Here is a 17,354-nt window from a genome sequence, read left to right on the forward strand (position 1 = left end):
ATAACAATGAAAAGAAATCGAATGGAAAAAAGGAAGGTACTGATGCTGCTTCCCTTTTTGGTACTGCCTTTTTTAGCCTTTGGCTTTTATGCGCTGGGCGGTGGTAGTGGTATAAGCGCTCAGCAGGCTGCTTTGCCCAAAGGCATCAATACAGCTTTACCCGATGCGCAGTTTAAGGGCAAGCAGCCTGATGATAAAATGGAAATTTATAATCAGGTAATTGCGGATTCGGGTAAGATAGGTGGAATAGATGCCATTGCGGCTAAGTTTGGATTGGATATGAAAGAAGATCCGCAGACTGCCCAGATCAATGAAAAGCTGGCGGCAATTAATAAAGAAATCAATGCGCCTTATGCGGCGCCGAAAAACAATGCTGGCAGTGGTATTGATCTTACCGGAGGTTTTCAGAATAACAAAATGACCAGCGATGTGGACCGGTTGGAAGCCCTGATGAAAAATATGAAGGAGAATTCGGCTGAAGTTGATCCTGAAATGGTGCAGTTGAATGCGATGATGGATAAGCTTATTGCTGTGCAGAATCCTGATCTGGCCGGACAGATTTATAAAAAACAGGATGCTAAGATTGTACCGGATAGTTTATTTAAAGCCATTCCGGCAGTGATTGCGATGAACCAAAGAGCAAGACAAGGTTCTGTTGTAGAGCTTCGTTTACTGGATTCTGTGGTGCTGAATGGCGTTGTTTTTCCTAAAGGGCATCCCCTATTCGGCTTGGCCGCTTTTTCTAACCAGCGGTTAAACCTGGAGATCAAAAATGTGCGTCTGGGTAACCAGGTCATCCCGGTTAATCTGACTGTATTTGATCAGCGTGATGCCATGCAGGGAATTAATGCGCCGGAGGCACTGTTAACCGATGCGGTGAATGGTGGCACAACCGATGCGATCGGAGGCCTGGGGCTGTCGGGCTTTGATCTGACCACGCAGATTGCAGGGGCTGGTATAGATGCAGCGAAATCTTTGCTGACCAAAAAGATCGGCCGGGTAAAGCAGAACCTGAAAGCGGGTTATCCCCTATTGCTGCGTGACAACACCAAAAAACTGAAGTGATGGCTGCTGAAGTCAATAGGGCGATAGCGCTTTGGCGGAACTGGGAAGCTAAGGAAAAAATGCTGCTGGAAGTTTTCGGGCATGGTAAAATATCAGAAAATCTTGGAAGGGAAAAATTAGAATTTTTATCGGCAGGTATGCAGCGTATTTCTTCAGCTAGCCCTGATGAAAAACTGGTATTGGCCATCATCCGAAAATCTATCCGAAGGCTTGAAAAAGAGCTTTACCCCCACCCAGTCGTTCGGCTTGCTAATAAGATCAAAAGACTGGTATTAGACCAGCCACTGGTTAGGCTTAAGGAGGGTAGGTTAAAAAAAAGGAACATGGCGGCGCTGGATAAGGTTACCAGTGGGCTTGGTATTGATACCACAAAACTAAATCTGAAACGGGCTTTAGACTTTCAGCGGCAGCAGGTGGATATTTCCCTTTCATCTCTCCAGCGTGCAGGGAAGCGTTTTGAAATGGTTTTGCACCTGGAAAAGGATGTCTCGGGGCAGTTTAAGCTGCAGGGTTATTCCGGGAAGCTGGAAAATACTTTTGATCCGGAAAGTAACAGATCTTTTGGATTTGATGTTGCAATGGACATTTCTTCGCAGGAAGCGCTGAATCTATTACAGGGACGCGCAGTATTGAAGGATTTTGGGGTGGGCGGCATTTCAGAGGCAAAATGGCTACAACTGGATTTTACTTCTTTAAATGCTCCCTTACTTCGGGAGTTTGGAAAAGCAGATGGATTTGACCTGGGAAAACAGATGGAGCAGATTGCTGGTGGGTTGAACCGGCCTGAGCTTCTCTCATCGCATATTTTAAAAGCAATGGAACGGGGAAACCATATTGCAGTAAATTCTCTTTCCGGGGAGAAAATACTACTGGAAGCAAGTCCCTTGTCCGGAAAAATACTATTGCGGGACGAGCGGCTGAGAGTTGTTTCGCTAGAAAAAGTGATCAGAAAGAAAGAAAAAAGCCTGGAGATAAAGCCTGAACTAAAGATCAGTAAGGTACAGCAGAAGCAGCAAACACAGTCTTTAGGTATTGCTTAGTTTTTAGCGAGATGGTAAGGTTAGCGGATAAAGAAGGGCTTGCAGGGGAACTGGCAGCTTACCTGGAAGAACAGACCAGTCTTGGTTTTAGCTGGGTGGTATATGACAGCGATCAGCCAATCAGTGGCAGCTGGGATTTGGTGTGTTACCGGGATCCGTTTACGGCACTGGAAGATGCAGCAGAAAACCAGCAGATCTTTAACTGGCATGTTGCCCAGCCCATTTTGGAGCTGATGGGCGCTTTAAAAAAAATAGATTATTCATTAAACAATAAAGATATGAACAGAAATTCGCTTGAAAACTTTCGTGCAGAGGTCAAGGCACTGAAAGTGCCGGAGGCCATGGCTATAACGGCTGAATCCATGATGGAACAGGGCGTTGAAAAATTTACGGTGCATGGGCAGATTCCTTCAGATGCGGGGAAAATGGATGTTACCATCCACATGAAGAAATCGGGTCAAAGTGATTATTACTACCTGAACCGTTTTGAAGTTGCGCAGAGTAAAGCCAAGCCTTTGGAAAAAGACCACAAGTACCTGGTGACGAGTCCTAATCCAGCCGGAGATCCGAAAAACTTAACGCGCCAGTTTGAGAGTGCGGTACAGGCAATGGATTATTTCAGGGAACAAAAAGGAAATTCAGAGTTGGCGGCCGGCAGATTTGAAGATAAGGATATGCAGTACAGGGATACTTTGGTGACCATGAAAGATGGGAAGATCGACTATGTGAAAAAGGAATTCTCCCAGGCTTTTTATAGTCCTATCATCCGCAATTCGCACTATGTGGACCGTGGTAAAGGCTTTAGCATAGAGCAGGCGGCCAATATGCTTCAGGGCAGGTCTGCATTTAGGGAAGATTTGGTTAGCCGTGCAGGTGAACAGTATAAGGCCTGGAGTGTGTATCAGTTTGATCAGCCTAAAGACCGTTATGGAAATTATACCATGAAACAGTTTGGCGAAGGTTATGGTTTCGACCTGAAAAAAGAGCTGGCGGGTTATCAGATTAAGGAGCTGGAAAAACCAGAACAGTTAGCACAACTGGTGGAAAAGCTCGAAAATGGAAACCGGCCGCTGGTAACGGTAGTGTTGCCAAATGGACAGGAAAAGGCTTTACGCATGGAGGCGGTTCCCAGGTACAATAACTTGAATTTCTTTGAAATCGGTGGTAAGCCGGTGAAACGGGAAGAGCTTAAAAAAGACCAGGGATTAAATCAGGAGAATGGTAAAGGCAAATCCCGCAGCAAGGAGAAAAATAAACAGCAGGAAAATACGCCGAGCATGTAATTGCAGCTGTTTTATTTCGTTTTCTATTTTTACAAAATCTTTAAAACAAAAATAAATATGAATTCTTTTGAAAAATTAAAAGAGCTGATCGCAGCTACTGAGGCTGATGCCAATTCGTTTTATGTTAAGGGCAATAAAGCAGCTGGTACACGCCTGCGTAAGGCCTACATGAAATTAAAAACCTAGCTTCGGCTGGCCGTAACGAGGTTACTGAGCTAAAGAATACTGAAAGTAAATAAACAAGTTAACTGTTTTGGGAATGTAATACCCTGCTTCTTTGGAGCAGGGTATTTTGACAAACAATTGCTGTGTTAATTCTTAAATTACCAAATTATCATCATAGCTTGAGAATTTAAAGAAATAACTTCGCGCCTTTTTTTATTTTAATATCAAGCAACAGGCCGACCTCGCCCGCGGCACTTTCAGCTACTTGTTCATCGTTAAGCTCAATGGAGAGGATTTTGGCAATCTGAACATCTTCATTATGTACAACTATCAACTGGTCCCCGGTTTTCACTTTTGGTTCGTCTGTCATCTCGAGTATCGCCACAGTATTGTTTTTAAAATATTCTTTTGGTATGCCCAAAAATCTCTTACTATGGGATATAAACTCAATATGTCCAATACCATAAAAACAGGCTCTGGCTTCATCTTTTGTGAGTACGCCTTTTTCAACTAATGAAAATAAGTTAAACAACTGCCACGTGCTTAACATTCCGCGCTGATCATTTATGGCATCACTTATCTGGTTGGCATTAAAAGGGGGGTGTTGCCGTTTTTCAGCTGGGAGATGCCGTTGATGGTTGACAAGGTAAAGAGGAAATACATTAAAATCATTCCGCTGCTTGGCCCTTCTGAACCTTACTTTTCCGATCTGGCTACATTCAGAGTCTGTTGAGGTACCACCGATTCCTTTTACCTCGATGATGATTAGCCCTTTATCGGTTTCAATTTGTACGTCTTCTTCCAACACACCTGCCTCAGAAGGTAAAGTATCTGCATCGACCACATGATCAAAACCCAACCAGTGTAGGAATTTGATTACGGCTGTAACCAACTCTGTACCGGAACCTGTAAGTAATGTCTTTAAATAACCGTATTCCAAGTTATTGCGGTCAATTTCCAGGTCTTTTTCCTTAAGCTTCTCAGTAAACTGTTCTATAATTTTCTCCCGTTCATGCAATAGCTTTTCTTGATTCGGCAAGCTGTATCTTTTATTTTCCAACCATTTATCTTTTACCTCATCAGGAAAAAGTGCTGGCAGCAGCTCAGGGCCTGCCTGTGTAAAAAACTCTTTTAAAAAAACACCTTTATTGTCGATATCGGGTAAAAAGAAAATGCCTGATTTTCCGTCCAGAATGCAAAAGCTTACTACCTCATCATCATGAGAAAACACCAGTGGATAATAATTCTTCTCAAGCTGTGGTTTTCCGTCCTGATATGTCCGAGGCAAATTAAAAGTCACGTGGTACCGAGCCCCAGGTAAATGCTTCCTTATCAGGCTATAAATCTCGTTGGTGCCCTTTTCAGCCTTAAGTATTTCTCCCTGGCGATTGTTTATTCCAGGAAAATCTGGAAGAAACGAGTAAGTTTGGCGTTCATACGATGATTCGCGCTCACCGCTGAAATGATATTCAATTTTCTCGTTTCTACCACAAAACACAATAAGCAATGCCCCCTGCTGCAGGGCATTGCTTAACTCATTCTGAAGAATGCTAAGTATCAGAGGTGTCGGATCAAATAAACTTTGAGGTTGATGACATTCAATATATGTGCCGCGGTTAGATTTTTCATTTATTTTCCCGTGATCACTTGACCTGTATGGGACGATCGCTTCAGTAGTCAGATCAATAATAATCTTGCTATATTCATGCAGGTTTTTTGGTATATCTGCCTGTGGATTTACCCGTAGGTTACTAACGTAACTTGGATATGTAATTTGCACCTGCTTTCCCAGACTGCCAGGATATATAGCCATTCCTTCCTGCTTTAGATATTCTATTGTACCCTCTGAAAGGTTTAAACCACAAATCTTATTTTCTCTCATTTATAAGAATAAAAAGTCGTTAAAAATTGATAAAATACTAAAGTAAAATATTCGTTGGTAAGCGACAATATAATGGATTCAGAAAATAAACAATATTAATCCAAACCAAAGCGGGATTATGCCATTGCTCAAAAATAATCGTTCTCAGGTACGCGAGAATGTGAGTAAAAAGACTAAATATGCCTTCAGTGGGGCAGAAATTTTAAATAGCCATTTTTTTTCGTCAAAACATTATTGCTCTAACGACATGTAATAACTTGTAGTTAATTTTTAATATCTTGGTATTAACCTAATAATTACCGCTCTAATCGCTCGGCAGACATGACAATACCAAAAAGTACAATTGATAAGGTAATCAAACTTTTTCTCCGCACCTTACCATTAATTCCAGCACCGGAATTATATGATATCCTAAATGATCTCAAAAAATCAAAGCAAGACATTAATGAAAAAATCAATAAGGCCTATGTCGCTTTACGTGAAACTTCGGAATTAGTAGATGAGCTCCAGAAAGATCTAACAGAACGAACAGACCAGGTTAAACGCCTAAGTGATGAATACGAAAGATACTCTAAACTGGCAGAAATAGAACAGGAAAAAATCCAACCATTATTAATAGAACTTGATAAGACTGTCAATAAAGGTAAATATCAGGAACGATGGGTAGGTTTTGTAATTAATATAGTATCTGGTATTATCATATTCATCTTGGGAATATGGCTTGGACCTAAAATCAGTGAGTTTTTTAAAGTTAAGTAATGGGGACAACTGCATCTTTTAATTACTTTGATGTGCCTAATTTCGATGGTTTTAGCGGTCGGGATGCAGAGATCTCTAACCTTACCAAACGGGTAATCGAGGACGGTAGATGTTTTGCCCTTTCTTAATATCTCAAAACGCTAAAGCAGCTTTTTTTCCCGTTCTAGAATGCTGTAGAAAGAGTGAGGGTATTTTGAGAAGATGGTTTTTGGCGCTTTCCTTTTAACTTCTTCATTTTGAAGCACTACCATTTTCTTTGAAATTGGGTTCATTCTGCCTGTGTCAATTAAATATTGTTCCAATTTTTCTGTGCGAAGTTTAAGGAATTTCTTCAATTGGGCAACTGCAATTTTTCTTGATCTGTCTAGTTTTTTTAATTGGTTTTTAGTAAAACTGTTTTCGCCGATCAAATGGAAACCAGCGGCCCAGCACATTTCAACAGGCATGCTTTTGTAATTTCTTATATCAACCTTTCCTACAGCCATAGAAAACATTTTGGTTTCGAAACTCTGTATAATGGACATTTTATTTTCAAGCAATACCGAATCCTCTTGTTGACGTAATTTCTTTATTGTTTTTTTTGCTTCTAATTCATGTTTTTTCTCCTGTTTTTCAATTGACTTTTTTCTCACCTTCAATTCTCCATTGAAATGAACCATATAACCAAGAAAACTAACCCAAGGCGAATTCGCGTATCCAGATTTACGTGTTCTCGACCAAAGATAAACATCTCTCGATTTTACATCATCCCAGAATTTTTTAGAATACCTGGTTTTTAGATCCATACAGTCATGTGGTATTAAACTCAACGATTCCAATACCTTTACATATTCTTCGAACAGGGTTCCGCATTTCTCAGGAGAGGTGTGTATGATTACCATGTCGTCACAATATCTCAGGTAAAGAAAATCTTTACCCCATCCCGGAATTTTATCCATTGCGATATCTGCCTTGTGCAATAATATGTTCACTATCAGTCCTGAAAGTGCTCCTCCCTGAGGTATTCCTATTTTTCTTTCGCCTCCTAAATTCTCAGGAATTTCAAGTTCTTTTACCCAACCAAATTTGCCTCTGGGTGAATAATCATTCTGTTCAATCCAGTAATTTGCATCCAAATTTTTGGGGAAAACATCTTTATTAAATGCATAGCAATCTAAATATGCCAATAGAATTTGCTCTGCCCTAGGATGAACGGTATATCCACTTTTTATCAATATTTCTTTGAGTGAAAAATATTCTCTAACAATAATGTCATGATCTAGACAATCAAAGAACTTTTTTATATCACATTCGGTAACAAAAAGTTCCTTTTCAATGTTTGAAATGCGGTAATTTTTAAGTTGATCCACTGCATCGTGATGTGTAGGCCCACTTTTTAATGTATTCCGTGATCTAAAAGCAAATGATGAATCTAAAAATTCGCTATCAAAAATTCTGGTGAGATATTTATTTGTAAGACTTAGAATTAGCTTGTCTTTAAGCTCGAACTTCGCTAAAGGTCTTCTTTGAATATCTGATTTGATATCTGGATTTTTTTTAGCTGGAAAAATATCTGGCTTTTTTATCTTAATCTGAGTAGAACCGAATACCTCAATCCTGAGTTCGAACATAAAATACCTTAAGTTCCTATACCAAATCGGGCTATTTTTAAAAGAAACCTTGCCGGAGATAAAATCTCTGTGAACTATAAACACCTTGTTTCTAATCGAAATCCTGTTAAGTTCGATTGAGGATGTGTGCTGTTTTCGGTTGATATGTTTGTTAGGTCTAGACCAACGTTTTCTTGGAGGTAAAATATCTTTCAAGAACTCGATATCCCGTATCTTATGAATATCACTTACATTCCAGCGGTCAACCTTACAATAATCATTCAGGTAAGAATTTTTATGGGTGTAAAAAGAAAGTTTTGCTCTATAAAGGCATAATTGATCTACCAATTGATAGAAACTGAAGCAACTTTCGAAATCACCCATAGATAAAAAAAATGAGGGCAGTGGCAATAAAATTGGTCGGTCGGTGTGGTTCGGTTAAAACCTGGTTCTTCTTGTAAAGGAATTTCCCTTCCATATTAATCTAAAATTATAGATCGAGTTCTAAATACTGTCTTACCAGTTCACTACCCTCGGGTTAAAATTATTACTTTTATTCTATATTTAACTATAATGCAAGAAAAATTCAAAGTCGGATACTATATCAAGCCTTTTGGTAATTCCTTTATAGAAATAAATCTTGAAAGGATTTTGAAAAATATATCTGGTGAAAATTTCAAAACTATAATTACCACAGCGCGTGAAATCTACAATTCTGGGAATAGCGAAGAATACACGCTATATAAAAACAAGCTACCTGCAGTAACCTTTTCCGGAACTTTTTCTCCGGCACGAAATGCTTCGAGTATTGTCTCTTATAGTTCTCTGATCGTACTTGATATAGACAAAATAGGGGAACGTCTTCAAAAAATCAAGCACGATTTATTTAAAGATATGTTTGTAGTAGCAATATGGTTATCTCCATCTGGAGATGGTTTGAAATTCCTAATATCGACATCCTGTAGTAGAGATTTACATAAACAGGTGTACAAGAATGCGGTTAAATATTTCACCACAGAATACGGCGTCGAAATCGATAAAAGTGGATCAGATGTTTCCAGGCTATGTTTTATTTCATACGATCCTGAATTGTTATTTCGCACTGACTTCTTAAATTTTGATGACGATACTACTGAAAACTCAAAAAGTCAAAATAGCGATTCAGTCGCAAGTCAGAAAATTATTTCGAAATCTATCAGCATTACAAAATCAGCAATTATAAACAACGAGGGCCAAAAAAAAATCCTTAAAAAAATATATCATTATTTAAAGAAAAGAGGCCTTTCAATCACTGGAACTTATGAGGAATGGGTGAGAGTTGGATTTGCACTTAGCAATACATTTTCCAAAGATATTGGTCGAAGATATTTTTTGGACTTTTGCCGTTTGGACGGAGCAAGACATGATGAAAGATCAAGTGAAAGATTAATTGAAAACTGCTACCAACATGGAACATCCTCCAGTTCATTTAATACAATAATTTATTTGGCGCAATTGCAAGGCTATGTTATTAATTTCAACAAACCAAAACATTCAAAGTTAATTTAATATTTTAGCGGCAAAAATTAACCCTCTATGAGCCTTAAAGTAAACCGCTTAAAAGCGTACCTTAGAAAGACATTTTCTGAAAGCATTGACCTCAGTGACCTAACAAAAAGATCACAAGAAGAAATAGACAAAAATTTCGAGTCCAGAGCATTAACAGCATACGCTTTGATGGCGTTAACTGGCTGCACCATCGAAGAAGCTTCAACTTCTATCACCGATGGCTTCGATGACAATGGTATTGATGCAATCTATTTCGATAAGACCTCAAAAAGGCTTTGGCTTGTTCAAACTAAATTTATTCACAATGGAACAGGTGGAATTGATAACGGGGACATTGAAAAATTTACTAAGGGCGTAAAACTTTTGATTGATGGAGATTTCACCAGGTTTAATGCTAAAGTAAAAAATAAAGAAGTCGATTTACTGCAAGCACTCGATGATGCCTCCGTAAAAGTTCAGCTGCTTTTGGCTTATACCGGAAAATCTCTCTCTACTCATAACCTCCTCTCCTTACAGGATTTAATGGATGATCTTAATGATCCAGACGAGATCGTGATATTGCATGATTTCAATTTAGACAAGGCTTATAGGGTTTTAGAGCATGGTATCGGGGATGTTGCAATCACTGAAGACGTGATCTTAAATAATTGGGGACATATTGAAGAACCTATCAAATCCTATTATGGTCAAGTTTCGGGTACCGACCTTGGGACGTTATACCAGAAGTACGGAGTACGATTATTTACAGAAAACATTAGGAGTTTTTTAGGAAATTCAGGGGCTAATGACGAAATCATACAAACAATTAAGACTGAACCTGAAAACTTCGTTTATTTCAACAATGGAATTACTGTTCTGTGTGAAAAAATCAAAAAGAAAGTCATTGGAGGAGCGGACAAATCTGTTGGCATTTTTGAATGCAATGGTATGGCTGTAGTTAATGGAGCCCAAACCCTCGGTACTATCGGCTCAATGTATGATGCAAATCCGGATGAACTTGAAAAAATCCGGGTAATTGTGAAGTTTATTTCTTTGGAGGATGCTGCGCAGGGATTCGGAAAGAGAATTACAATTGCTACAAATACTCAAAACAAAGTTGACAAGAAAGATTTTATCTCATTGGATCCTGAACAAGCTCGCCTGAAAATCGAGCTGAAAATGGAAAATATCGATTATCACTTCAAAAGAAGTGAAGATAAAATTTTACCAGATGAGACCAACTATATCCTCGACGAGGTTGCCTTTGGAATGGCTTCATTTAATCCCAATGTTGATTACTCAACAATGGTCAAAAAAGAGTCGGGAAAGTTATGGCAGGATGTCACAACCGCTCCCTACACAGATCTTTTTAATTCTGGAACAACTGCTGCCAAAGTGATCAAAGTAGTTTCTATATACCGAGCAATATCGCAAACCTTAAAAGATCTAGCTGCTAAAACATCAGGTAAGGAACGGAGCATTAATCTGTATGGCAATTCGTTAGTAGCACATATAGTCTACCAAAAATGTCCAAAAGATATTTGGCCAGATGAAAGCAAATCTTTTGCTGATTTTAAATCAAAAAAGCTACAATCGTTAATTGATACTACGATCGCCGAGCTTCACCAAAAAATAGGAACCGAATATCCTGATTCCATGATTGTGTATGTCTTGAGAAACTATACAAAGTGCAGGCACTTAAAATCAATTTTGGTTTAAAACATCGCTTTCAAAACTTTAAACATCAGCCTCAAAGTGGCCTGCATCAGGACTTGTAGGCCACTTTCTTGAATTTATTCTGAAATAGATTGTTTTTTTAAACTTGAGCCTGTTTTGGAAAATCTTTGATAAAAATATCTTTCACGCCCATAATAAATCCGATTTCAAACACACAGTACCATTTCGATCCAGTACTATCGGTCGCAATGCTGGTAAAAAACTTTGGGTTGAATCCCTCTGCTATTAAGGCGGTAGTATCGGTCATAAAGCTTTCGTTCTCTTCACATGGTCTGTCGCACCTTTTTTTAAGAATTTGATAATTCTTTTTTATGATGCGGAATATCTCGGGCATATTCTCATGCTCTTTGACCTTATCGGCCGCCCTTTTGTTCCGGTTGTAGGTATTGCGGCAATTATCATTACAAAATCGCTGATCACTCCTACCGTGCAAAATCTTCTCGCAATAAGTGCAGGTCTTTAGTGATTCATGCTAAATTTGGCTCATCGGTAAGTATTTGGTATGGTGCAATATAGCCATTTTATCGGGTATTTCTTTTCAGGATCGGATAATGAACAAGCTGATCGGGTAATTTCATTTTATACCGATTGTTTCGGCCTGTCTGAGCGAGGTTTGCTGCGAACCAACTCTTTCACAAAATGAAAAATAAACAATTACTGGCTTCGGAATTCTTTTCGGCCAATTCTAAAAGACACTATTTTATCGATCTCAAACGGGCAGACAATAATAGCAGATACATACAGCTTACCCGTAGTGAGCAGCAGAATGACGGAAGTTATAAACGCTGGAGTTTTGTTGTTTTTGAAGATCACCTGCCTGAATTTTTAGGGGCGATGCGTTCGGTATTCCAGGCAGCAGCTTATCAGTATGAGGGTTATCAAACGGTTTATGATATGGCTGAAGAATACAAATCCGCTAAAGGCATTAAGGCAATGCCGGAAGATGCGCGCCCACGCGAAAAATTGTTTTCCAAAGGAGCTTCCCGATTAACCACAGAGGAACTGTTGGCAATTTTGGTGGGATCAGGTACGCCGAGAGAAAGTGCGGTTGAGCTGGGCAAACGTATCTATGATGGCCATGGTGGTAGGCCCCATCTGCTAAAGCAATGTAGTTATTCTTCTTTGTGCAAATTTAAGGGCATGGGTGTTGCCAAGGCCAGTGCTATCCTTGCTGCAATTGAACTCGCCCACAGGATATATACGCCTGCTCCGGAGTTCAAAACTGTTTATCTGGTTAAAAAACCTGGTGACGCTGGTGATGAACCTGCCTATTTCTTGAATAGTTAAAGGTTTTGTTTTCGATCAGGTTGCTTTGCAGCTGTAGCTGCCTTTCTTGGTTCCCTGCTTTTATTACGCTTTGCTAAGGTTCAAAAAGATCTGATTTGTGGAGAATTTGGCTGTTTGCGCAACAAAGTTCTGATCCGCAGTATCGCCTTGCAAGCCTGAGCCCTGCGGGCTTGCTCACAAAAAATCTCCACACCTCCGCTGCGCTCCGGGTAGTATTTTTTGTGGCAAAGGCTTGCCGTCTCCCCTGCTTTAATCAGATGCGGGTGCTTAACAAAAAGCCAGAGATGGCTCCTGCCGAAAGGTAGTACGCAGGGTGAACAATTTAATTTTTCAAAAAATGGAAACTAAAGTAAATCAAAATGGACAAGCAAACGTAAGTGGTACAAAATCAGACAAAACCCCTCGTTTTGTTGCAGGTAATCCGGTTAATGTGGAAACCAAAAAAGCAGAGACTAAAAATCAGCAGGAACAATTAAACCCTTTAGGAGCAGTCGGCCCGTCAAAAGTGGATTTAAAGGAGCAGCTGGCACAGCAAAAACCTGTATTGAATTTAGATGAAACGCTAAAACTGGTTGCGGAATTAAGCAAAAGGACTGCTTTACGCGATAGGTACAAAGGTTATATCGATTCGCTCGCAGGTTTTGAGGAGGAGCAAAAAGAAAACGTCGATGAACTGGAAGATGAAACGGCTTTTCAGTTTTGTGAATTGGTGATTAGTGATAACAAGGGCAACAGGTTCAGTACTAAAAGTCCGTCTGTTATTAAAGGAACAGTGGTATTTATCAGTGGCCGTTTTGCTGAACGTTTGGCCGAGGTTGAGGCAGGAATTGTATTGCCTGCCTAGATGGTAACGCCTCCCGAGGTTTTCGGGAGGCTATCTATTCATTTTAAATATTCAGCCATGTTAGATGCATTCAAGGAATTTTTGGACAAAATGTATTGGGAGGGTTATGCGGAGGAATTCGAAGAGGATAACCCAACGGCATTTTATACCCATTACAGGGAATTTAAAACCAACCACAGATTACCGATATGAAATACGAAACCTTATGTATTATGGTGCGCGTGACGGTTCACGCAGACCATACCAGCATGTCCGATATGATCGGGGAAATTGAAAGCCAATCAAGTTTAATGATGAGCGATACGGCCAATATCAATATACTGGAAACCGAAATTTTATTATCAAGAATCAGAAATCCTAAACTTACCCGGCATGAAAAGTCATTTATTGTACCTCACGGTTAGAGTAGAGGTTGAAAGCAGTTTACAAAGCCTTTCAGAAACCATAGCCGAATTTGAACAAAACACGGGCTATTCATTTAGTGACACAGAAAATGTGCGGGTAACAAATACCGAATTATTAGAAGCTGAAACCTTTTAAAAATTTAAGACAATGGGACACAACATCAATTATAACAGCATTACAGGTAAACACGCATTTATGAGCGTAAAGGAAAAAGCATGGCACGGACTGGGTACGATTATAGAGGATTACCCGACCAGTGCGGAGGCGTTACGTTTTGCCGGACTGGATTATACGGTTGAAAAACGCAAGCTGTTTACTTTCGACAATGAAAACAATTTGGGCGATCCTGAGCGCGATCTGGTGATTCCTGAACTTGCTGTTCCGGATTATTATGCGACTGTGCGCAAGGATACAGAACAGGTTTTGGGAGTTGTTGGCAAGGATTATGAGATTGTACAGAATGTACATGCCTTTGACTTTTTCGACAGTATTGTTGGCGGTAGTGGTGGCATTTTGTATGAGACTGCAGGCGCATTGGGCAAAGGCGAGCGCATTTTTATTACGGCTAAATTGCCCGATTATATCCGTGTTGGCCGTAATGACCTGATAGAAAAGTATTTATTTTTAACCACCTCGCACGATGGTTACGGCAGTATCACGGCAGCCTTTACCCCTACGCGCATCGTCTGCAATAATACGCTGAACGCTGCCATGCGCAACAAGACCAATTGCATCCGCTTGAAACATACCGCAAACGTACAGGACAGGTTAAAAGTAGCGCACCAGCTTTTAGGTTTAACCAACCGTTTAGCCAATGAACTGGAAGAAGTATTTAACCATTGGTCAAGGGTTCGGATTACGGACAGCCAGGTTAAACAATTAATTGGGCTGGCCATGTCACCCAACAGGGAAACCAGCGAGGCTTTAAAGGCGGGGCGATTTGAAGACCTTTCAACGCTATATACCAATACTGTAGAAAAGGTGATGGAATACGCTTTTTCCAGTCCTACCCAACAGGAGGAAACCACCAAAGGCACTTTGTTCGGTGCTTACAATGCGGTAACAGGTTATTTCCAAAATGCCAAAAGTTACAAGGACACCGAAAGCAAATTCAAATCAATTATGTATGGCACAGGCTTGCAGCGCAGCCAAAAGGCTTTTGATCTGTGCAGTGATTTTGCCACTGGTGGAATTGGGGCGCTTAATTAATTCTAATCGGGGGAGCAATCCCCCTTAATTATTTATTATGGCAGAAATGATGATTTGCTATGACTTCAATTTTAATGTTGACGTTAAAAAGCGTAACGGAAAAACCTATAAACGGCACCTGATTAAAGGTTTGGGGCTAAATTTCAATAGCGCCCTTTGGGACATTTATTTTAAACTCAAAAAACGTAAAACCGAGATCATAACCATTAATAACGTAATACCCTGTCGGGTGGCTTTTGCCTATCGGGGGGAGGAAACCTTAAAAATCCAACTGGCTGATTATCCGCCCGAAATTCCCACGGACTTTAGCGAAGCGTTAAAAAACTTACCTCAAAAACCCGCACCATGAAAACTTACATAAAAGATTTGGATGGCGCGTTGATCGAGGTAACCGATTTGAATGAAGCGTTAAAACAGGTCGCATTTTATATCAGCTTTTTGTACGATGTGCCCAGCGAGGAACAGGCGGCATTTGCCAAAAAACGCCAACGATACTGGAAAGACCTATTTCAAAAATTGGGTGCATTAAAAAACGACCATTTATCAACCCGAACAGATAACCACAATAACTAAAACAGCATGAAAAATTTAACATCATTAACAGGTTCAGAAAAAGCAAGGCTTTTACATGATCTATTTCCTGATGAAATACCAATGATATTGGAGCAAATCAGCGCATTTTGTGAGGATTTCAAAACCAATAAAGAAGATTACAGACAGAATTGGGATTCTGGCTTTATGTCTTTTAACTATTGGCAGAGCCTGGCAGAGGAAACCGCAGGCATCATAAAAAAACATGGTTATAACATGAATAAGAGCAGCCGTGTGTTTTCCGATCAGTTATACTTTACTTACACTTCACTATTTGTCACAGATCGGATTATAAAATACGCAGACAAAGACAGTAAAAATGAAAAATTTAAACTGATCGTACGAGCCCTGTTTACATAGGGACTTAAAGGGGAACAAAAAGTTCCCCCTATTTGTAAACTTATTTTAGATAATAGGGTGCAAAATTTTCGCGCCGCCCTAACGGGCATAAAGTTTCTGACAAACATTGAATCAATTTCGGATCACTTTTGACGCTTTTCTAAACCGTTCGACTCCACGCATCTATTCTGCATATTCGATGGTGATGAACAATATGCCTTGTGAGAAAATTTATTACAAAGAAGACCATTTTAAAACAGGTGGGATCGGGTTAGATTTTGATCGCAAGTTCCAAACGGTGTTTTCTTCCGAAATTTAGAATATTAGATTGAAGAACTACGAACTATATGTGTTTAAAGTCCACCCGCCAAGAATATTAGTTTTAGGTTGATGAAAATATTATTCCTTGGAGCTATATTTAAAATTAAATTCCTTTAAAATCTGATTCGTTAACAATGCCGTATCACTAGCAAAGGATTGCAGAATTTTTGTATTCCTTATTCTAATATGACCAAAGCCTCCGGCCATAATCACATCTTCACTTTTTAGGAACTGAAAATCCTTATGCTGTTCTATCTGTTTTGTGCTTTTGTCCTGCATCATGCCTCCATTGTGGGCAAGCAGGTTCCTAACGTTCTGGTAGTGCTTCATCCGCCCCCAAATAGCCAGCTCTCTGGAAGCTGAAGCAATGCCACCGACCAGATAAAGATAACGGGTATATTTCGCCAATATACCTTCCCCCGCAATATCGATTAGTTTTATGTTTATGCCAGTCTGATGTTCTAGAGTGCTGGCTACTTTGAACAGAAAATGCTCGAAAGATGCGTATAGTGTTACGTAAATTGAATTTAAGAAGAGCCACTCTATATTGTTTAAATGACTTCCCTCGTCAAGCCAGTCAGTTTGGGCTTCCTCTCTGACCAGCCTTTGTGTAAATTCTTTGTTTTGCTGTTTAAAAGTGGCAAGGTTATCATCTGCCAGTTTTAAGTAAGATTTGAGATTTTTAAGATAAAGTGTATTGGATAGTGGTAAATCGTACTTCATAATTTGTTAAGAAATGGCTTTTTGAAAAACATTACCCATTACCGATACGAGTTCTTTGGACACCGTTTCACTAATTACGCCGCCCAAGACCATTTCGGTGGTTTTGCCTAAAAATAGCTGATACCATTTCTTTTTCCCAAGTATGTAAAAGTCCTTGAGTTCCTGTATTTCTTTCATCAAGTCATCATATATAACCTGATGCCCAAACTTTACTGTTTCCAATTCCTTTAAAACTTGGTCGAGTTTACTTTCAGCCGTAAGCTGTTCCTCTTTTGTGAACTGATCTTCATTTAAATGGATACCTAAGTCTTCTAGTTCACCTGTAAGATAATAATGAATGGCTTCATGGCTGTCGTTTTCGGGACAATTGTTTTTATTCCTGCAAACCAGCAAATGGTTCTGATACTGCCTTTCATTCAGTTCCAATATTACACGCAGAAAAGTTATTTTATCTAAGGGATTTCTAATCTTGCTTAACTCCATCTGAGCTTCATCAACCACTGTTTCATGTTCGTCCACCTGGTTATCAATATACTGTTTGGCAAAATTTTCAGCTCTCTTTTTAATAAAATCCATTGTTGTAACTAT

At 39.5% G+C, this 17,354-nt stretch carries 20 protein-coding genes; 15 read left to right on the forward strand and 5 right to left on the reverse strand.

Annotated features, from left to right (window positions below):
* Positions 1-6: 6 nt before the first annotated feature.
* From traM to ASU31_RS10605, 4 genes are read left to right on the forward strand one after another with little or no spacing between them, the layout of a single operon-like run.
* Positions 7-1,065 (forward strand): conjugative transposon protein TraM, encoded by a 1,059-nt coding sequence (gene traM / locus ASU31_RS10590; RefSeq protein ID WP_057932300.1) that lies wholly within the window; start codon positions 7-9, stop codon positions 1,063-1,065.
* Positions 1,065-2,105 carry a hypothetical protein gene (locus ASU31_RS10595; protein WP_057932301.1) on the forward strand — a complete coding sequence of 347 codons (1,041 nt, stop codon included), beginning with the start codon at positions 1,065-1,067 and terminating at the stop codon, positions 2,103-2,105. Before traM ends, ASU31_RS10595 begins: the two co-directional genes overlap by 1 nt.
* An 11-nt stretch (positions 2,106-2,116) precedes the next feature.
* Complete coding sequence (locus tag ASU31_RS10600) at positions 2,117-3,388, forward strand: hypothetical protein (protein WP_057932302.1); 1,272 nt, start codon at positions 2,117-2,119, stop codon at positions 3,386-3,388.
* 57 nt (positions 3,389-3,445) lie between these two features.
* A complete protein-coding gene (locus tag ASU31_RS10605) occupies positions 3,446-3,574 on the forward strand; it encodes a histone H1 (RefSeq protein WP_425339029.1) in 129 nt (42 codons plus the stop codon).
* A 166-nt stretch (positions 3,575-3,740) separates the two neighbouring features.
* Here ASU31_RS10605 and ASU31_RS10610 read toward each other — a convergent pair whose 3' ends face one another.
* Positions 3,741-5,435, reverse strand: coding sequence for a hypothetical protein (locus tag ASU31_RS10610; RefSeq protein ID WP_057932303.1), 1,695 nt, complete (start codon positions 5,433-5,435; stop codon positions 3,741-3,743).
* Between the two features lie 321 nt (positions 5,436-5,756).
* Here ASU31_RS10610 and ASU31_RS10615 point away from each other — a divergent pair, with 321 nt between their 5' ends.
* Both ASU31_RS10615 and ASU31_RS28000 read left to right on the forward strand, forming a co-directional pair.
* Positions 5,757-6,194, forward strand: coding sequence for a hypothetical protein (locus tag ASU31_RS10615; RefSeq protein ID WP_057932304.1), 438 nt, complete (start codon positions 5,757-5,759; stop codon positions 6,192-6,194).
* A complete protein-coding gene (locus tag ASU31_RS28000) occupies positions 6,194-6,322 on the forward strand; it encodes a hypothetical protein (RefSeq protein ID WP_280739848.1) in 129 nt (42 codons plus the stop codon). The genes ASU31_RS10615 and ASU31_RS28000 overlap by 1 nt, the downstream gene beginning before the upstream one ends.
* A gap of 12 nt (positions 6,323-6,334) precedes the next feature.
* Here the strand turns inward: ASU31_RS28000 and ASU31_RS10620 are convergent, their stop codons facing one another.
* On the reverse strand, positions 6,335-7,804 hold the full coding sequence (locus ASU31_RS10620) for a reverse transcriptase/maturase family protein (protein ID WP_167346175.1): 1,470 nt from the start codon (positions 7,802-7,804) through the stop codon (positions 6,335-6,337).
* Positions 7,805-8,356: 552 nt separating this feature from the next.
* Between ASU31_RS10620 and ASU31_RS10625 the strand changes: the two genes are divergently transcribed.
* Together ASU31_RS10625 and ASU31_RS10630 are read left to right on the forward strand one after the other, a co-directional pair.
* Positions 8,357-9,331, forward strand: coding sequence for a BT4734/BF3469 family protein (locus tag ASU31_RS10625; protein ID WP_057932306.1), 975 nt, complete (start codon positions 8,357-8,359; stop codon positions 9,329-9,331).
* Between the two features lie 27 nt (positions 9,332-9,358).
* Positions 9,359-11,029 carry an AIPR family protein gene (locus ASU31_RS10630; RefSeq protein WP_057932307.1) on the forward strand — a complete coding sequence of 557 codons (1,671 nt, stop codon included), beginning with the start codon at positions 9,359-9,361 and terminating at the stop codon, positions 11,027-11,029.
* A 97-nt stretch (positions 11,030-11,126) separates the two neighbouring features.
* Here ASU31_RS10630 and ASU31_RS10635 read toward each other — a convergent pair whose 3' ends face one another.
* Positions 11,127-11,381 carry a hypothetical protein gene (locus tag ASU31_RS10635; protein ID WP_157257972.1) on the reverse strand — a complete coding sequence of 85 codons (255 nt, stop codon included), beginning with the start codon at positions 11,379-11,381 and terminating at the stop codon, positions 11,127-11,129.
* Positions 11,382-11,686: 305 nt separating this feature from the next.
* On the opposite strand from ASU31_RS10635, the gene ASU31_RS10640 reads away from it, so the two are divergent.
* The 7 genes from ASU31_RS10640 (at position 11,687) to ASU31_RS10680 (ending at position 15,743) form a co-directional block, all read left to right on the forward strand.
* Positions 11,687-12,334 carry a UPF0758 domain-containing protein gene (locus tag ASU31_RS10640; protein ID WP_057932309.1) on the forward strand — a complete coding sequence of 216 codons (648 nt, stop codon included), beginning with the start codon at positions 11,687-11,689 and terminating at the stop codon, positions 12,332-12,334.
* Between the two features lie 337 nt (positions 12,335-12,671).
* Positions 12,672-13,178, forward strand: a complete 507-nt coding sequence (locus tag ASU31_RS10650) for a hypothetical protein (RefSeq protein ID WP_057932311.1) — start codon at positions 12,672-12,674, stop codon at positions 13,176-13,178.
* A 372-nt stretch (positions 13,179-13,550) separates the two neighbouring features.
* On the forward strand, positions 13,551-13,718 hold the full coding sequence (locus tag ASU31_RS27450; RefSeq protein ID WP_157257973.1) for a hypothetical protein: 168 nt from the start codon (positions 13,551-13,553) through the stop codon (positions 13,716-13,718).
* A gap of 12 nt (positions 13,719-13,730) precedes the next feature.
* Positions 13,731-14,792: a DUF932 domain-containing protein gene (locus ASU31_RS10665; protein ID WP_057932314.1), complete on the forward strand. Its 1,062-nt coding sequence runs from the start codon at positions 13,731-13,733 to the stop codon at positions 14,790-14,792.
* 46 nt (positions 14,793-14,838) lie between these two features.
* Positions 14,839-15,141 (forward strand): hypothetical protein, encoded by a 303-nt coding sequence (locus ASU31_RS10670; protein ID WP_157257974.1) that lies wholly within the window; start codon positions 14,839-14,841, stop codon positions 15,139-15,141.
* A complete protein-coding gene (locus ASU31_RS10675; RefSeq protein WP_057932316.1) occupies positions 15,138-15,365 on the forward strand; it encodes a hypothetical protein in 228 nt (75 codons plus the stop codon). Before ASU31_RS10670 ends, ASU31_RS10675 begins: the two co-directional genes overlap by 4 nt.
* Positions 15,366-15,371: 6 nt before the next feature.
* Complete coding sequence (locus ASU31_RS10680; protein WP_057932317.1) at positions 15,372-15,743, forward strand: hypothetical protein; 372 nt, start codon at positions 15,372-15,374, stop codon at positions 15,741-15,743.
* A 378-nt stretch (positions 15,744-16,121) separates the two neighbouring features.
* Here the strand turns inward: ASU31_RS10680 and ASU31_RS10685 are convergent, their stop codons facing one another.
* Complete coding sequence (locus tag ASU31_RS10685) at positions 16,122-16,766, reverse strand: hypothetical protein (protein ID WP_057932318.1); 645 nt, start codon at positions 16,764-16,766, stop codon at positions 16,122-16,124.
* Between the two features lie 6 nt (positions 16,767-16,772).
* Positions 16,773-17,342, reverse strand: coding sequence for a DUF305 domain-containing protein (locus ASU31_RS10690; protein WP_057932319.1), 570 nt, complete (start codon positions 17,340-17,342; stop codon positions 16,773-16,775).
* Between the last annotated feature and the right edge of the window lie 12 nt (positions 17,343-17,354).

The organism is Pedobacter ginsenosidimutans, assembly GCF_001442625.1.
Taxonomy (GTDB): domain Bacteria; phylum Bacteroidota; class Bacteroidia; order Sphingobacteriales; family Sphingobacteriaceae; genus Pedobacter; species Pedobacter ginsenosidimutans.

What these genes read in the sequence shown, in the direction of transcription:
- traM (WP_057932300.1), top strand. Translation starts at nt 7, where the DNA reads ATGAAAAGAAATCGAATGGAAAAAAGGAAGGTACTGATGCTGCTTCCC.
- ASU31_RS10670 (WP_157257974.1), top strand. Translation starts at nt 14,839, where the DNA reads ATGATGATTTGCTATGACTTCAATTTTAATGTTGACGTTAAAAAGCGT.
- ASU31_RS10605 (WP_425339029.1), top strand. Translation starts at nt 3,446, where the DNA reads ATGAATTCTTTTGAAAAATTAAAAGAGCTGATCGCAGCTACTGAGGCT.
- ASU31_RS27450 (WP_157257973.1), top strand. Translation starts at nt 13,551, where the DNA reads ATGAAAAGTCATTTATTGTACCTCACGGTTAGAGTAGAGGTTGAAAGC.
- ASU31_RS10600 (WP_057932302.1), top strand. Translation starts at nt 2,117, where the DNA reads ATGGTAAGGTTAGCGGATAAAGAAGGGCTTGCAGGGGAACTGGCAGCT.
- ASU31_RS28000 (WP_280739848.1), top strand. Translation starts at nt 6,194, where the DNA reads ATGGGGACAACTGCATCTTTTAATTACTTTGATGTGCCTAATTTCGAT.
- ASU31_RS10690 (WP_057932319.1), bottom strand. Translation starts at nt 17,342, where the DNA reads ATGGATTTTATTAAAAAGAGAGCTGAAAATTTTGCCAAACAGTATATT.
- ASU31_RS10685 (WP_057932318.1), bottom strand. Translation starts at nt 16,766, where the DNA reads ATGAAGTACGATTTACCACTATCCAATACACTTTATCTTAAAAATCTC.
- ASU31_RS10630 (WP_057932307.1), top strand. Translation starts at nt 9,359, where the DNA reads ATGAGCCTTAAAGTAAACCGCTTAAAAGCGTACCTTAGAAAGACATTT.
- ASU31_RS10665 (WP_057932314.1), top strand. Translation starts at nt 13,731, where the DNA reads ATGGGACACAACATCAATTATAACAGCATTACAGGTAAACACGCATTT.
- ASU31_RS10610 (WP_057932303.1), bottom strand. Translation starts at nt 5,435, where the DNA reads ATGAGAGAAAATAAGATTTGTGGTTTAAACCTTTCAGAGGGTACAATA.
- ASU31_RS10635 (WP_157257972.1), bottom strand. Translation starts at nt 11,381, where the DNA reads ATGCCCGAGATATTCCGCATCATAAAAAAGAATTATCAAATTCTTAAA.
- ASU31_RS10675 (WP_057932316.1), top strand. Translation starts at nt 15,138, where the DNA reads ATGAAAACTTACATAAAAGATTTGGATGGCGCGTTGATCGAGGTAACC.
- ASU31_RS10640 (WP_057932309.1), top strand. Translation starts at nt 11,687, where the DNA reads ATGAAAAATAAACAATTACTGGCTTCGGAATTCTTTTCGGCCAATTCT.
- ASU31_RS10680 (WP_057932317.1), top strand. Translation starts at nt 15,372, where the DNA reads ATGAAAAATTTAACATCATTAACAGGTTCAGAAAAAGCAAGGCTTTTA.
- ASU31_RS10620 (WP_167346175.1), bottom strand. Translation starts at nt 7,804, where the DNA reads ATGTTCGAACTCAGGATTGAGGTATTCGGTTCTACTCAGATTAAGATA.
- ASU31_RS10625 (WP_057932306.1), top strand. Translation starts at nt 8,357, where the DNA reads ATGCAAGAAAAATTCAAAGTCGGATACTATATCAAGCCTTTTGGTAAT.
- ASU31_RS10595 (WP_057932301.1), top strand. Translation starts at nt 1,065, where the DNA reads ATGGCTGCTGAAGTCAATAGGGCGATAGCGCTTTGGCGGAACTGGGAA.
- ASU31_RS10650 (WP_057932311.1), top strand. Translation starts at nt 12,672, where the DNA reads ATGGAAACTAAAGTAAATCAAAATGGACAAGCAAACGTAAGTGGTACA.
- ASU31_RS10615 (WP_057932304.1), top strand. Translation starts at nt 5,757, where the DNA reads ATGACAATACCAAAAAGTACAATTGATAAGGTAATCAAACTTTTTCTC.